This is a genomic window from Streptomyces sp. NPDC091682 (genome assembly GCF_044756625.1).
Classification (GTDB): Bacteria; Actinomycetota; Actinomycetes; order Streptomycetales; family Streptomycetaceae; genus Streptomyces.
The window spans coordinates 234073-248229 of the sequence record NZ_JBIVTH010000014.1 but is presented as its reverse complement, the minus strand read 5'-3'; the positions used below and the strand labels follow the sequence as shown (position 1 = coordinate 248229).

At 69.7% G+C, this 14157-nt stretch carries 12 protein-coding genes and 1 riboswitch; of the genes, 11 read left to right on the top strand and 1 reads right to left on the bottom strand.

Annotated features, from left to right (window positions below; all coding sequences use genetic code 11):
• The first annotated feature begins 172 nt into the window (after window positions 1–172).
• The 10 genes from ACIQK6_RS29880 (at window position 173) to ACIQK6_RS29835 (ending at window position 10434) form a co-directional block, all read left to right on the top strand.
• Window positions 173–763 carry a CDP-alcohol phosphatidyltransferase family protein gene (locus tag ACIQK6_RS29880; protein ID WP_328791335.1) on the top strand — a complete coding sequence of 197 codons (591 nt, stop codon included), beginning with the start codon at window positions 173–175 and terminating at the stop codon, window positions 761–763.
• 100 nt (window positions 764–863) lie between these two features.
• Window positions 864–3359 carry a mannose-1-phosphate guanyltransferase gene (locus ACIQK6_RS29875; protein ID WP_329104254.1) on the top strand — a complete coding sequence of 832 codons (2496 nt, stop codon included), beginning with the start codon at window positions 864–866 and terminating at the stop codon, window positions 3357–3359.
• A gap of 111 nt (window positions 3360–3470) precedes the next feature.
• Window positions 3471–4379: a DUF881 domain-containing protein gene (locus ACIQK6_RS29870; protein ID WP_329104256.1), complete on the top strand. Its 909-nt coding sequence runs from the start codon at window positions 3471–3473 to the stop codon at window positions 4377–4379.
• A complete protein-coding gene (locus ACIQK6_RS29865) occupies window positions 4376–4708 on the top strand; it encodes a small basic family protein (protein WP_030010496.1) in 333 nt (110 codons plus the stop codon). Before ACIQK6_RS29870 ends, ACIQK6_RS29865 begins: the two co-directional genes overlap by 4 nt.
• A 5-nt stretch (window positions 4709–4713) precedes the next feature.
• Entirely contained in the window at window positions 4714–5730 is a 1017-nt protein-coding gene (locus ACIQK6_RS29860) for a DUF881 domain-containing protein (protein ID WP_329104258.1), read from the top strand.
• Between the two features lie 85 nt (window positions 5731–5815).
• On the top strand, window positions 5816–6763 hold the full coding sequence (locus ACIQK6_RS29855; protein WP_402695789.1) for an FHA domain-containing protein: 948 nt from the start codon (window positions 5816–5818) through the stop codon (window positions 6761–6763).
• Between the two features lie 19 nt (window positions 6764–6782).
• On the top strand, window positions 6783–7565 hold the full coding sequence (locus tag ACIQK6_RS29850) for a MerR family transcriptional regulator (RefSeq protein ID WP_402695775.1): 783 nt from the start codon (window positions 6783–6785) through the stop codon (window positions 7563–7565).
• A 51-nt stretch (window positions 7566–7616) separates the two neighbouring features.
• Window positions 7617–8090, top strand: coding sequence for a bifunctional nuclease family protein (locus ACIQK6_RS29845; RefSeq protein WP_030009777.1), 474 nt, complete (start codon window positions 7617–7619; stop codon window positions 8088–8090).
• 180 nt (window positions 8091–8270) lie between these two features.
• Window positions 8271–8909, top strand: a complete 639-nt coding sequence (locus ACIQK6_RS29840) for a MerR family transcriptional regulator (RefSeq protein WP_329104262.1) — start codon at window positions 8271–8273, stop codon at window positions 8907–8909.
• A gap of 43 nt (window positions 8910–8952) precedes the next feature.
• On the top strand, window positions 8953–10434 hold the full coding sequence (locus tag ACIQK6_RS29835; RefSeq protein ID WP_402695773.1) for a DNA polymerase IV: 1482 nt from the start codon (window positions 8953–8955) through the stop codon (window positions 10432–10434).
• 3 nt (window positions 10435–10437) lie between these two features.
• On the opposite strand, the gene ACIQK6_RS29830 is transcribed toward ACIQK6_RS29835, so the two are convergent.
• On the bottom strand, window positions 10438–10803 hold the full coding sequence (locus ACIQK6_RS29830) for a PRC-barrel domain-containing protein (RefSeq protein WP_329104266.1): 366 nt from the start codon (window positions 10801–10803) through the stop codon (window positions 10438–10440).
• Between the two features lie 112 nt (window positions 10804–10915).
• Window positions 10916–11014: riboswitch (glycine riboswitch) on the top strand.
• Between the two features lie 195 nt (window positions 11015–11209).
• On the opposite strand from ACIQK6_RS29830, the gene gcvP reads away from it, so the two are divergent.
• Window positions 11210–14095 carry an aminomethyl-transferring glycine dehydrogenase gene (gene gcvP / locus ACIQK6_RS29825; RefSeq protein WP_329104268.1) on the top strand — a complete coding sequence of 962 codons (2886 nt, stop codon included), beginning with the start codon at window positions 11210–11212 and terminating at the stop codon, window positions 14093–14095.
• The last annotated feature ends 62 nt before the right edge of the window (window positions 14096–14157 follow it).

The following is a 14157-nucleotide window of genomic DNA, read 5'->3' as shown; positions in this document are numbered from 1 at the left end:
GGGACCCTGTGGGAGAGTAGGACGCCGCCGAACAATTATTGCGGAAGCCCCGCACCAGCCCTTTATGGGTTCGGTGCGGGGCTTTTCTGCGTTCAGGACACGTGTGCGGTCTCCTGTAGGGTCAGGAGGCATCGAACGACCACATTTCTACAGTCACAGTGGAGGCCCCCGGGTGGAGGTCCAGGAGACTCGGGTTCAGACTGACCGAATTTTCACCATTCCCAACATCCTGAGCATGGCTCGCCTCGCCGGCGTACCCCTGTTCTTGTGGTTGATCCTTGCGGAGTACGACGGGTGGGCCCTGGCCGTCCTCATGCTCAGCGGGATCAGCGACTACCTCGACGGGAAGCTCGCGCGGCGCTGGAATCAGATCAGCAAGCTCGGCCGGCTGCTCGATCCTGCCGCGGACCGGCTCTACATCCTGTCGACGCTCTTCGGTCTGACTTATCGCGGGCTTCTGCCGCTGTGGCTCACCGGAGCGTTGCTGGCGCGCGAGCTGATGTTGCTGGTCATGGTGTGGATCCTGCGCCGTCACGGATATCCGCCGCCGCAGGTCAACTTCCTCGGCAAGGCCGCCACCTTCAACCTGATGTACGCGTTTCCGTTGCTGCTGCTCAGTGACGGAAGCGGCTGGTTGGCCTGGTTGGCGTCAGTTTTCGGATGGGCGTTCGCTGTATGGGGTACAACCCTCTACTGGTGGGCAGGAATCCTTTACGTGGTTCAAGTCCGCCGTCTGGTGAAGGCTGACACCACGGCCGATTGAGCCCGCCCGGCGCCGGATGACGCGGAGGAGTCGCGGAGTCACCGACCGAGACGGGCGAGGGTCGGCACGACTGTCGTCTCCCAAGGAGGACTCTTCCGACATGAAGGCCGTCGTGATGGCCGGTGGCGAGGGCACGCGTCTTCGCCCCATGACGTCGAGCATGCCCAAGCCGCTCCTGCCGGTGGCCAACCGGCCGATCATGGAGCATGTGCTCAGGCTGCTCAAGCGGCACGGGCTCAGCGAGACCGTGGTCACCGTGCAGTTCCTGGCGTCACTCGTCAAGAACTATTTCGGGGATGGCGAAGAGCTCGGAATGGAGCTCACCTACGCCCATGAGGAGAAGCCACTCGGGACCGCCGGCAGCGTCAAGAATGCCGAGGAGGCACTGAAGGACGACGCCTTCGTCGTCATTTCCGGCGATGCGCTCACCGACTTCGACCTCACCGATCTGATCCGCTTCCACAAAGAGAAGGGAGCCCTCGTCACGGTGTGCCTGACCCGGGTGCCGAACCCACTGGAATTCGGCATCACGATCGTGGACGAGGCGGGCAAGGTCGAACGGTTCCTGGAGAAGCCGACCTGGGGGCAGGTGTTCTCGGACACCGTCAACACCGGCATCTACGTCATGGAGCCCGAGGTCTTCGACTACGTGGATCCCGATGTCTCCGTCGACTGGTCCGGTGACGTCTTCCCCCAGCTGATGAAGGAAGGCCGGCCCATCTACGGCTACGTCGCCGAGGGCTACTGGGAGGACGTCGGCACGCACGAGAGCTACGTCAAGGCGCAGGCCGACGTGCTCGAGGGCAAGGTCCAGATCGAGATGGACGGCTTCGAGATCTCCCCCGGGGTGTGGATCGCCGAAGGGGCCGAGGTGAGCCCCGACGCGGTGCTCCGCGGGCCGCTCTACATCGGGGACTACGCCAAGGTCGAAGCCGGCGCGGAAATCCGCGAGCACACCGTCATCGGGTCGAACGTCGTCGTCAAGAGCGGGGCCTTCCTGCACCGGGCCGTCGTCCACGACAACGTGTACATCGGACCGCACAGCAATCTGCGTGGCTGCGTCATCGGGAAGAACACCGACATCATGCGGGCCGCGCGGATCGAGGACGGCGCCGTCATCGGCGACGAGTGCCTCATCGGTGAGGAATCCATCGTCCAGGGGAACGTGCGGGTCTACCCCTTCAAGACGATCGAGGCCGGTGCCTTCGTCAACGAGTCGGTTATCTGGGAGTCCCGCGGCCAGGCGCACCTGTTCGGCGCGCGCGGGGTCTCCGGAATCCTGAACGTGGAGATCACCCCGGAAGTGGTGGTCCGGCTCGCCGGCGCGTACGCCACGACCCTGAAGAAGGGGGCGACCGTCACCACGGCCCGTGACCACTCCCGAGGCGCCAGGGCGCTCAAACGGGCCGTGATCTCCGCGCTCCAGGCCAGCGCCATCAACGTACGAGACCTGGAGAACGTACCGCTGCCCGTGGCACGGCAGCAGACCGCGCGCGGCAGCGCCGGCGGGATCGTCCTACGGACCTCGCCCGGTGTGCCCGACTCGGTGGACATCATGTTCCTCGACGAGCGGGGAGCGGACCTCTCGCTCCAGGGACAGCGCAAGCTGGACCGGGTCTACGCACGCCAGGAGTACCGGCGGGCGTTCCCCGGAGAGATCGGAGACCTGCAGTTCCCGGGCAGCGTCTTCGACGCCTACACCGGCTCGCTGCTGCGGCGGGTGGACACCACCGGCATCGCCGATGCCGGGCTCAAGGTGGTCGTGGACGCCTCGAACGGAAGCGCCGGACTGGTTCTGCCCAGCCTGCTGGGCCGGCTCGGTGTGGACGCGCTGACGATCAACCCCGGGCTCGACGAGTCCCGGCCGACCGAGACCAGGGAATCCCGGCGGGCCGGGCTGGTGCGGCTGGGAGAGATCGTGGCCTCCGCGAGGGCCGCCTTCGGGGTGCGGTTCGACCCGGTGGGCGAGCGGATCTCGCTGGTGGACGAGCGCGGGCGGATCATCGAGGACGACCGGGCGCTCCTGGTGATGCTCGACCTGGTGGCCGCGGAGAAGCGCAGCGGCAAGGTCGCGCTGCCGGTGACCACGACCAGGGTGGCCGAGCAGGTGGCGGCCTACCACGGCACACAGGTCGAGTGGACGACGACCTCGCCCGACGACCTGACCCGGGTGGGCCGCGCGGAGAACACCATCTTCGGCGGCGACGGCCAGGGCGGCTTCATCGTTCCCGAGTTCAGCAGCGTCTTCGACGGTTCGGCCGCCTTCGTACAACTGCTCGGGCTGGTGGCGCGCACACAGCTCACGCTGAGCCAGATCGACGCCCGGATCCCGCGGGCCCACGTGCTCAAGCGGGACGTTTCGACGCCGTGGGCGGTGAAGGGGCTCGTCATGCGGCGGGTCGTGGAGGCGGCCGGTGACCGGCAGGTGGACACCACGGACGGGGTGCGGGTGGTCGAGGCCGACGGACGGTGGGCGCTGGTCCTGCCGGACCCGGCGGAAGCGGTGACCCACCTGTGGGCCGAGGGCCCCGACGGCGGCACCGCGCAGGCCCTGCTCGACGAGTGGGCGGGCGTCGTGGAGGGCGCCGGGCAGTGAGTGCCCGGCACGCGATGACGTAGCGCGGAAGTCCGGTGGGCCGGGCGCGGGGAGTGCCGGCCCGGCCCACCGGATGGACGCATTGGGTGAGTGTGCTGCCGACATGCGACGATGTGCGGCATGTCGCAGCCGCCCCACAACCGGACTTCGGCGTCTCCTGTGCCCGCGCGCCCGGACGCTTCCATGTCGCTGCTGACGCACGTGATGGACCACAGTCTCGACGAGGGCTACGCGGAGGCGGCGGCCCGGCGCGAGGCGGAGGGTACGGCGGGTCTGCCGCGGACCCTCAAGGCCAAACTGGGGCTCGCCGCCGGGCTCGTCGTCACCGCCATGGTCGTCACGCTCGGTGCGGCCGAGGCGCAGATAGCCGCGCCGGTGCTGGCCAAGGAGCGTCAGGAACTGATCGACCGGGTGGAGCGGGCGGACGACCGCGCGCACGGCCTGGAGCGTGACATCGACCGCCTCAGGACCGATGTCGCGGGCCGCCAGCGTGCGGCACTGAAGCAGCCCGGCGGGGGCCAGGGCGAGCTCGTGGCCCTGCTGGCGGGTGCCACGGAGGTCCACGGGCCGGGGATCAAACTGGTGGTGGACGACGCGAAGGGCGCGTCTTCGGGCGGTGGTGGCAAACCGCGCGAGAGCTCCGGTTTCTCGGACACCGGCCGGCTCCGCGACCGTGACCTGCAGAAGATCGTCAACGGGCTCTGGCAGTCCGGGGCGGAGGCCATCTCCATCAACGGGCAGCGGCTGACGGAACTGTCGGCGATCAGGGCCGCGGGTGACGCGATACTGGTCGACAACAGGCCGCTGGTGCCGCCGTATGAAGTGCTGGCGGTGGGGGACAAGAAACGGCTCGGCACGGCCTTCCAGGACTCGGCGGACGGACAGTACCTGCACGTGTTGCAGGAGAGCTACGGGATCCGTTACGCCCTGTCCCCGGCGGACGACCTGCGGCTGCCGGCCGCATCGAGTCTGACCGTACGAACAGCTACACCGGCAGAGCAGCAGAAGGGTGCATCGTGATCGCGGTACTGGGCCTCTTGGCCGGAGTGGTGGCCGGACTTCTGGTCCGGCCCGAAGTGCCGGCCGTGGTGGAGCCATATCTGCCGATCGCCGTGGTGGCGGCGCTGGACGCGGTGTTCGGCGGCCTCCGCGCGATGCTGGACGGCATCTTCGTGGACAAGGTCTTCGTGGTGTCGTTCCTGTCGAACGTGGTCGTGGCCGCGCTGATCGTCTTCCTCGGTGACAAGCTCGGGGTCGGCTCGCAGCTGTCCACGGGTGTGGTCGTGGTCCTCGGCATCCGCATCTTCTCCAACGCCGCGGCCATCCGCCGGCACGTGTTCCGGGCGTGAGGCCGATGAGCACGAACGACAGCCCCGAGGAGCAGGGGGGCGCGGGCCGGCCGCCGGAGCCCCCGAAGGCCCCGGAGCCCACGAAGTCTCCGGAGGGCCCGCAGCCCTCGACGGCGCCGCAGCCCCCGACGGCGCCGCAGCCTCCAAAGACGCCGCAGCCCCCGAGGGCACCTGGGACCCCGCAGTCTCCGGAGTCCCTGCGGCCCGCGCAGTCCTCGGAGCCCCCGAAGTCGCCACGACCCCTGCAGTCGCCGGAACCGCAGGAGGCGTCGGAGCCGTCCAAGGAGGTACCGGGGCAGCCCGAGGAGACCGGTCGGCAGCGGCTCGCGGCCGGGCTGTGGCCACCGCGGGTGAGTCGCGCCCAACTGATCGTGGCGCTGCTGCTGTTCGTCCTGGGGCTGGGACTCGCGATCCAGGTCCGGTCCAACAGCGACTCCAGCGCGCTGCGCGGGGCCCGCCAGGAGGACCTCGTACGGATCCTCGACGAGCTCGACGGACGGACCAAGCGCCTGGAGGACGAGAAGCAGCGGCTGGAGGACCAGCGCAAGGAACTGGAGAGCAGCTCCAACCAGGCCGAGGAGGCCCGCAAGCAGACGGTCGAGAAGGAACGCCAACTCGGCATCCTGGCCGGTACGGTGGCAGCCCAAGGACCGGGCATCACGCTGAAGATCACGGATCTCACGGGTCAGGTGCAGTCCGACCAGTTGCTGGACACGCTTCAGGAGCTGCGGGCGGCGGGGGCCGAGGCGATCCAGATCAACGGCGTGCGCATCGTGGCGGGCTCGTACTTCTCGGACGAGAACGGCGGGGTCTCCATCGACGGCAAGAAGATCACACAACCCTACGAATTCAAGGTCATCGGCAAGCCCCAGGATCTGGAGCCCGCGTTGAACATCCCCGGCGGTGTCGTCCAGACGCTGGAGAAGGAGCAGGCCACCGTCGCCGTCACACGGTCGGCGAAGATCGTTGTGGATGCCTTGCGGGCTGCGAAGCAGCCTGACTACGCTCGGTCGTCATCGTGATGAATCGGAGTGAAGGGTCGAGCGGCCCACGCGGGCGGATGCCTGCGGGGGGTCGGCGCACCGAAGTCGCGGTGCGTGGTGGAAACTGTCTGGTGGTTACGGACGTTGTCAGAATGTCCGGGTCGGCAGGTGTCTGCATTCGGAGTTCGTCCTGCCCCACGGGCGGGTCTGTTTCAGTCAAGGGGAATCGCCCGTGAAGTTGTTTGAGAAGTTGTTCGGCAAGAAGAACCGTGAGGAAGGCGGCACGGCACGGCACCGCGCCGGACACGGTGAGGCGGAAGGGCAGGGCGACCGGCCGCTCTTCCGTGACGAGGTCGCCGGCGCGGGGGATGTTTCGGGTGCCCCCGGCGCGTCGGCTGTTGACCCTGCTGGTACCGGACGCATAGGTTTCGGTGGACCATCAACCTCAAGTGCGGGTGGAGGGTTTGCCCCCGACCCGTATGCCACCAATGCATCCGCGGGGCAGCCGCGGCGCGAGGAGCCGTCCATGTCGGCCGAGCAGATTTGCAGCAGGTGCGGACACCGCAGCGATGCGGCCAGTCGGTTCTGCTCGAACTGCGGTGCGCCGCTGCGGGCGGGTCTGACGCCGGAGCGTGCCTCGGAGACCACGTCCACGATCTCGATCTCGGGCCTCGAGGCCTACGAGGCCGAGGTGTCCGGACAACCGCACGTGTCGTCCTCCTCGCTGTCCCCCGAGGCGCAGGCCGCGGTGGAAGCGCTGCCCCCCGGTTCCGCTCTGCTCATCGTGCGGCGCGGTCCCAACTCCGGGAGCCGTTTCCTGCTGGACGGTGAGCTGACCACGGCCGGCCGCCACCCGCAGAGCGACATCTTCCTGGACGACGTCACCGTCTCCCGGCGGCACGTCGAATTCCGCAGGGGCCAGGAGGGCGGCTTCACCGTCGCCGACGTCGGCAGCCTCAACGGCACGTACGTGAACCGTGAACCGATCGACTCCGTCGCCCTGCAGAACGGCGACGAGGTGCAGATCGGCAAGTACCGGCTGGTCTTCTACGCGAGCCTGCGGGGCATCTGACCCTCAAAGGGAAGGTTCCATGCTGCGTACCCCGACCGGCGGTGCCCCGAGGAGTGGCGCCGCCGGCACCGCCGGCACCGCCGGCCCGGCCGGGCGGCTGGTGAGCATCGGCACGGTGCTCACCACGCTGCGTGACGAATTCCCCGAAGTCACCATCTCGAAGATCCGTTTTCTGGAGGCGGAGGGACTCGTCGAGCCCCGGCGCACACCTTCGGGATACCGCAAGTTCAGCACCGAAGACGTGGAGCGGCTCGCTCGGATCCTGCGCCTGCAGCGCGACCACTACCTACCGCTGAAGGTCATTCGCGAGCAGCTCGACGCGCTCGCCCGCGGGGAGCAGATCCGCATTCCGGCACCGACCGCGCACGGGGACGCCACCGATCCTGCCGTACCGGCGGCCGTCTACGGGGAAGCGGGACAGGAGCGGCCCACCGTGGCCCGGGTGGGCCGGGCCGAGCTCCTCGCGGCCGCCGGGGTGGACGAGGTGCAACTGGTCGAGTGGGAGTCGTACGGGCTGCTGGCCGAAGGCGCCGACGGCGGATTCGACGCCGAGGCGGTGACGGTGGCCCGACTGGTGGCCGACCTGGGCCGTTTCGGGTTGGAGCCGCGGCACCTGCGTGCGATGAAGGCCGCCGCGGACCGCGAGGCCGGGCTGGTGGAGCAGGTGGTGGCACCGCTGCGCCGGCACCGCAATCCGCAGACGAGGGCCCATGCGGAGGCCACTTTGAAGGAGCTCGCGGGACTGTCCGTGCGGCTCCACGAGGCGTTCGTACAGACCGCTCTCGGGGTCCGACTGCCCTGAGGTGGGGGGCCCGACTACCCAAACCTGTCGAGCAGGTCCTAGGGTTACTGTGTGAACGAGCTCGACGTTGTGGGTGTCCGGGTGGAAATGCCCTCCAACCAACCGATCGTGCTCCTGCGTGAAGTGGGAGGCGACCGGTACCTCCCCATCTGGATCGGTCCAGGGGAGGCGACCGCCATTGCCTTCGCGCAGCAGGGGATGGCCCCTGCTCGACCGCTGACGCACGACCTGTTCAAGGACGTGCTGGAGGCGATCGGCGAGGAGCTCACCGAGGTCCGGATCACGGATCTGCGGGAGGGCGTCTTCTACGCGGAGCTCGTCTTCGCCAGCGGGGTCGAGGTGAGTGCGCGTCCTTCCGACGCCATAGCCCTCGCCCTGCGGACGGGGACGCCGATCTACGGCAGTGACGGCGTGCTGGACGACGCCGGAATCGCCATTCCGGACGAGCAGGAGGACGAGGTGGAGAAGTTCCGCGAGTTCCTCGACCAGATCTCACCGGAGGACTTCGGCACCGGCCCGCAGTGAGGTGTCGGCCGCGTCGTCCTCGGGGATCCTCAGGCCATTCGATTAGCCTTTCCACGCAAAGGGATACGGGAAACCACTCTCAGGGTGATTATCACTCGGCGTGCCGAGTGTGGCGATCGTTGACGCACCCCTGGTGACTGCCTACCTTCGAGGTGGGCAGGTCAAGGACGGAGGGTCGGCGTGAGGATCACGGGCGACGGTACGACCGGGGGCACCCCCGCACGGAGTGAGGCTGGGCCGTACCCGCTGCACGGCGGTTCGGTCGGTGCTGCGCGCCGTCAGCCGGAGTCGACGCCGGTCGGACCGGTGGGCGCGGACCCGGAGCCCGAGCAGATCGGATACCGCGGGCCCACGGCGTGCGCCGCGGCCGGCATCACCTACCGGCAGCTCGACTACTGGTCCCGGACCGGGCTGGTGGAGCCCAGCGTGCGGGCCGCCCACGGGGCGGGGACGCAGCGGCTCTACAGCTTCCGCGACGTCGTGCTCCTCAAGATCGTCAAGCGTTTCCTGGACACCGGGGTGGCGCTGCAGAACATCCGCACGGCGGTCCAGCACCTGCACGACCGGGAGCTCTCGGACCTCGAACGGATGACGCTGATGAGCGACGGCGCCACCGTGTACGAGTGCACCTCGCCGGACCAGGTCGTCAGCCTGCTCCAGGGCGGGCAGGGCGTCTTCGGCATTGCCGTGGGCGTGGTGTGGCGCGACGTCGAGAGCGCGCTGTCGCAGCTCCACGGGGAGCGCGTGGACACGGGCGAGACCCTGGTGCGGCACAACCCGACGGACGAGCTGGCCGCCCGCCGCAACCGGGCCGTCTGACCCGATCCGGGGCATTGTCAGTGGCGTAGGGCAGCATCGGGCTGTGAGAGCCGCGCCGACCATCCTGCATCTGGACATGGATGCCTTCTACGCCTCCGTGGAGCAGGCGTCGAAGCCGAGTCTGCGCGGCAAGGCGGTCATCGTCGGCGGCCTCGGGCCGCGCGGGGTCGTCGCCACGGCCTCGTACGAGGCCAGGCGCTTCGGGGTGCACTCCGCGATGCCGATGGGGCAGGCGCGCCGGCTCTGCCCGAACGGCGCGTACCTGGTCCCCCGCTTCAGCCTCTACCGGCAGGTCAGCGACGTGGTGATGGCCATGCTGCGGGAACTGTCGCCCCTGGTGGAGCCCCTGAGCCTGGACGAGGCCTTCGTGGACCTGGAGGCGGGCGGGGTGGCCTTCGACTCGCGCAGTGCGCGGGAGGCGGGGGAGCGGCTGCGGGCCGACATCCGGGCCGCCACGGGGCTCAGCGGATCGGTGGGGCTGGCCGGGTCGAAGATGCTGGCCAAGGTGGCCTCCGAGGAGGCCAAGCCGGCCGGACTGCTGCTGATCGAGCCGGGGACCGAGCGCGAGCTGCTCGCGCCGATGTCGGTACGGACCCTGCCCGGGGTGGGGCCGGCCACGGGCGAGCACCTGCGCCGGGCCGGGATCACGACCGTGGGGGAGCTGGCGGAGGCCGGGGAGGACGAGCTGGTCCGGATGGTCGGCCGCTCCGCCGGTGCCGGGCTGTACCGGATGGCCCTCGGGCTGGACGACCGGCGAGTGGTCGCGGAGCGGGACGCGAAGTCGGTGTCGGTCGAGGACACCTTCGACGTGGACCTGCACGACCGGGTACGGATCCGCGGCGAGGTGCAGCGGCTCGCCGACCGGTGCGTGCAGCGGCTGCGGGACTCGGGGCACTCGGGGCGCACGATCGTGCTCAAGGTGAGGCGGTACGACTTCTCCACGCTGACCCGCTCCGAGACCCTGCGGGGGCCCACGGACGACCCGGCGGTGGTGCGGGAGGCGGCGGGGCGGCTGCTGGAGGGCGTGGACACCACGGGCGGGGTGCGGCTGCTGGGCGTGGGGGTGAGCGGGCTGGCGGACTACACGCAGGAGGACCTGTTCGCGCAGTCGCTCGCCGCTGAGTCGGACGGGACTGACAGGGCTGACGGCAGTGACGGGTCTGGTGGGACTGGCAGGCCTGACGGGACTGGTGGGACTGACAGTGCTGACGGAGCGGACAGGACGGTCGGGGCCGTAGGGGAGGCGCTGGCGGGCGGCGCCGTCGAGACGGCGGCCGAGGGCGCCCGGGGGGTCGCTGAGCCACTCGGGGAGCCGGAGCCGGCCCCCGAACGGCGCTGGACGGCCGGAAGCGACGTGCGACATGCCGTGTACGGGCCCGGATGGGTGCAGGGCAGCGGGGTCGGGCGGGTGACCGTGCGGTTCGAGCAGCCCGGATCGGAGCCCGGCCGGGTGCGGACCTTCCGGGTGGACGACCCCGAGCTGGAGCCGTCCGATCCGTTGCCGCTCGTGGGGGAGCGGCCCTGACCCCTAGTTCTCGTCACCCGCCAGACGGCCGAAGTCGCGGTCGAAGTCCGACGGAAGGGTCGTGTCCAGCCCGTAGTGGTGGTAGAGCTGCAGCTCCTGCTCGGGGGAGAGGTGGCGCCCGACCCCGAAGTCCGGGGCGTCCCTGATGAGGGCGCGTTCGAAGGGCACCCGCAGGGTGTCGCCCACCAGCTCGCTCGGCTCCAGCGGGACGAAGGCGTCCCGGCTGAAGAGTCCCGTCCGGACCGCGGCCCACTCCGGGACGCCCGTGGCATCGTCGAGGTAGACCTCGTCGATCGTGCCGATCTTGGTGCCATTGCGGTCGAACGCCTTGCGGCCGATCAGGCTGCGCGGATCGATGTCGGTCTGCACGGTCCCTCCAAAAGGTCGCAACTGCTCCGTAATGACTACAGAAGTGCATATCCGCAGCGGAGGCCACTCGGGGAGGGTCCAGATCCTCGCTGGTACGCTGGTGAACGGCTGTCGACCCTGTGCGGGAGAGTCCTCCGAGTGAACGTGACGGAGGCGCCGAAGGAGCAAATCCTCCCCGGAATCTCTCAGGCATACGTACCGCACGGACGAGGCCACTCTGGAAAGCAGGGCGGGTACCGGGCGTGCAGTGCCGGTCCCCCTCCTCACCGACGGTGAAAGCCGGAACTCTCGGGAGACCCCCGTGACTCCGGTGAAACTCTCAGGTGCAGATGACAGAGGGGGAGGCCGTCCGGGTGCCCGCGCCGTGGTGCCCCTCGCAGGTCATACGACCAGGAGGCCTCCGTACATGACCGCCAACCGCATTCCGCTCTCCCAGCTGGAGCGAGGCATCCCCTTCGAACAGCGCCACATCGGCCCGGATGCCGAGGCGCAGGCGAAGATGCTCGCCCAGGTGGGCTACGGCTCCCTGGACGAACTGACCGCTGCCGCGGTCCCGGATGTGATCAAGACCGCCGAGGCGCTCGACCTGCCCGAGGCGCGCACCGAGGCCGAGGTGCTGGCCGAGCTGCGCTCGCTCGCCGACCGCAACCAGGTCCTCTCCCCGATGATCGGTCTCGGCTACTACGGGACCTTCACGCCGCCGGTGATCCTCCGCAACGTCATGGAGAACCCGGCCTGGTACACGGCGTACACGCCCTACCAGCCGGAGATCTCCCAGGGCCGCCTCGAGGCGCTCCTGAACTTCCAGACGGTCGTCGCCGAACTGACCGGCCTGCCGACCTCGGGCGCCTCGCTGCTCGACGAGGGCACCGCGGCCGCCGAGGCCATGACCCTGGCCCGCCGCGTGGGCCGGTCCAAGGGCAACGTCTTCCTGGTGGACGCCGACGCGCTGCCGCAGACGATCGCCGTGATCGAGACCCGCGCCGAGCCGATCGGCATCGAGGTCGTCGTCGCCGACCTGTCCGCCGGCATCCCGGCCGAGGTCGCCGAGCGCGGCATCTACGGTGTCCTGGTCCAGTACCCCGGCGCCTCCGGTGCCGTCCGGGACATCAAGCCCGTCATCGACCAGGCCCACGAGCTCGGTGCCATCGTGGCCGTCGCCGCGGACCTGCTCGCGCTGACCCTGCTGACCTCCCCGGGCGCGCTCGGCGCGGACATCGCCGTCGGCACCACCCAGCGCTTCGGCGTCCCGATGGGCTTCGGCGGACCGCACGCCGGTTACATGGCTGTCCAGGACAAGCACGCCCGCTCGCTGCCCGGCCGCCTCGTCGGCGTCTCCGTGGACGCGGACGGCAACAAGGCCTACCGTCTGGCGCTGCAGACCCGTGAGCAGCACATCCGCCGGGAGAAGGCCACCAGCAACATCTGTACCGCGCAGGTGCTGCTCGCCGTCATGGCTGGCATGTACGCCGTCTACCACGGCCCGGACGGCCTGCGGACGATCGCGAACCGCACCCACCGCTACGCCACCCTGCTCGCCGCCGGTTTGACGGCCGGCGGGGTCGAGATCGTGCACGGCTCGTACTTCGACACGATCACCGCCCGCGTGCCGGGCCGTGCCGCCGAGGTCGTCGCCGCCGCCCGCGAGGGCGGGGTCAACCTGTTCCAGGTGGACGCCGACCTCGTCTCCGTCGCCTGTGACGAGACCACCCTGCGCGCCGACATCGAGGCCGTCTGGGCCGCCTTCGGCGTCACCGCTGACATCGAGGCGCTGGACACGACCACGGTCGACACGCTGCCCGAGGGCCTGCTGCGCACGGACGCGTACCTGACGCACCCGGTCTTCCACCAGCACCGTTCCGAGACCGCGATGCTGCGCTACCTGCGCAGGCTCTCGGACAAGGACTACGCGCTGGACCGCGGCATGATCCCGCTGGGCTCCTGCACCATGAAGCTCAACGCGACCACCGAGATGGAGCCGGTGACCTGGCCCGAATTCGGTCAGCTGCACCCCTTCGCGCCGGTCGAGCAGGCCGAGGGCTACCTCACGCTCATCACCGAGCTGGAGGAACGTCTCTGCGAGGTGACCGGCTACGACAAGGTCTCCATCCAGCCGAACGCGGGCTCCCAGGGCGAGCTCGCCGGCCTGCTGGCCGTCCGTGCCTACCACCGGGCCAACGGCGACGAGCAGCGCACCGTCTGCCTGATCCCGTCCTCCGCGCACGGCACCAACGCCGCCAGCGCCGTGATGGCAGGCATGAAGGTCGTCGTCGTCAAGACCGCCGATGACGGCGAGGTGGACACGGCCGACCTGCGCGCCAAGATCGAGCAGCACCGTGACGAGCTCGCCGTGCTGATGATCACGTACCCCTCGACGCACGGTGTGTTCGAGGAGCACGTCGCCGACATCTGCGCCCAGGTGCACGAGGCCGGCGGCCAGGTCTACGTCGACGGTGCCAACCTGAACGCCCTGGTGGGCCTGGCCAAGCCGGGTCACTTCGGCGGCGACGTCTCGCACCTGAACCTGCACAAGACCTTCTGCATCCCGCACGGCGGCGGCGGTCCGGGCGTCGGCCCGGTCGGTGTCCGGGCGCACCTGGCCCCGTACCTGCCGAACCACCCGCTCCAGCCGACCGCGGGCCCGGAGACGGGCGTCGGCCCGATCTCGGCCGCTCCGTGGGGTTCGGCGGGCATCCTGCCGATCTCGTGGTCGTACGTGCGCCTGATGGGTGGCGAGGGCCTCAAGCGCGCCACCCAGGTGGCGGTGCTCGGCGCCAACTACATCGCCAAGCGCCTGGAGCCGCACTACCCGGTGCTCTACACCGGCCCGGGCAACCTGGTCGCGCACGAGTGCATCATCGACCTGCGGCCGCTGTCGAAGGCCACGGGCGTGAGCGTCGACGACATCGCCAAGCGCCTGATCGACTACGGCTTCCACGCGCCGACCATGTCCTTCCCGGTCGCCGGCACGCTGATGATCGAGCCGACGGAGTCCGAGGACCTCGCCGAGATCGACCGCTTCTGCGACGCGATGATCGCCATCCGCGGTGAGATCGAACGGGTCGCGGGCGGTGAGTGGCCGGTGGACGACAACCCGCTGGCGAACTCCCCGCACACCGCGGCGGCGCTGGGCGGCGAGTGGAACCACCCGTACACCCGGGACGAGGCCGTCTTCCCGGGCGGGGTCACGGCCGCCGAGAAGTACTGGCCGCCGGTGCGCCGCATCGACGGTGCCTTCGGTGACCGGAACCTGGTGTGCTCCTGCCCGCCGCTGGACGAGTACGACGCCTGAGGTGTACCGCGTCGTACGACCGCCGCATGACGGTCGTACGGCATGAAGAAGGGGCTGGTCCG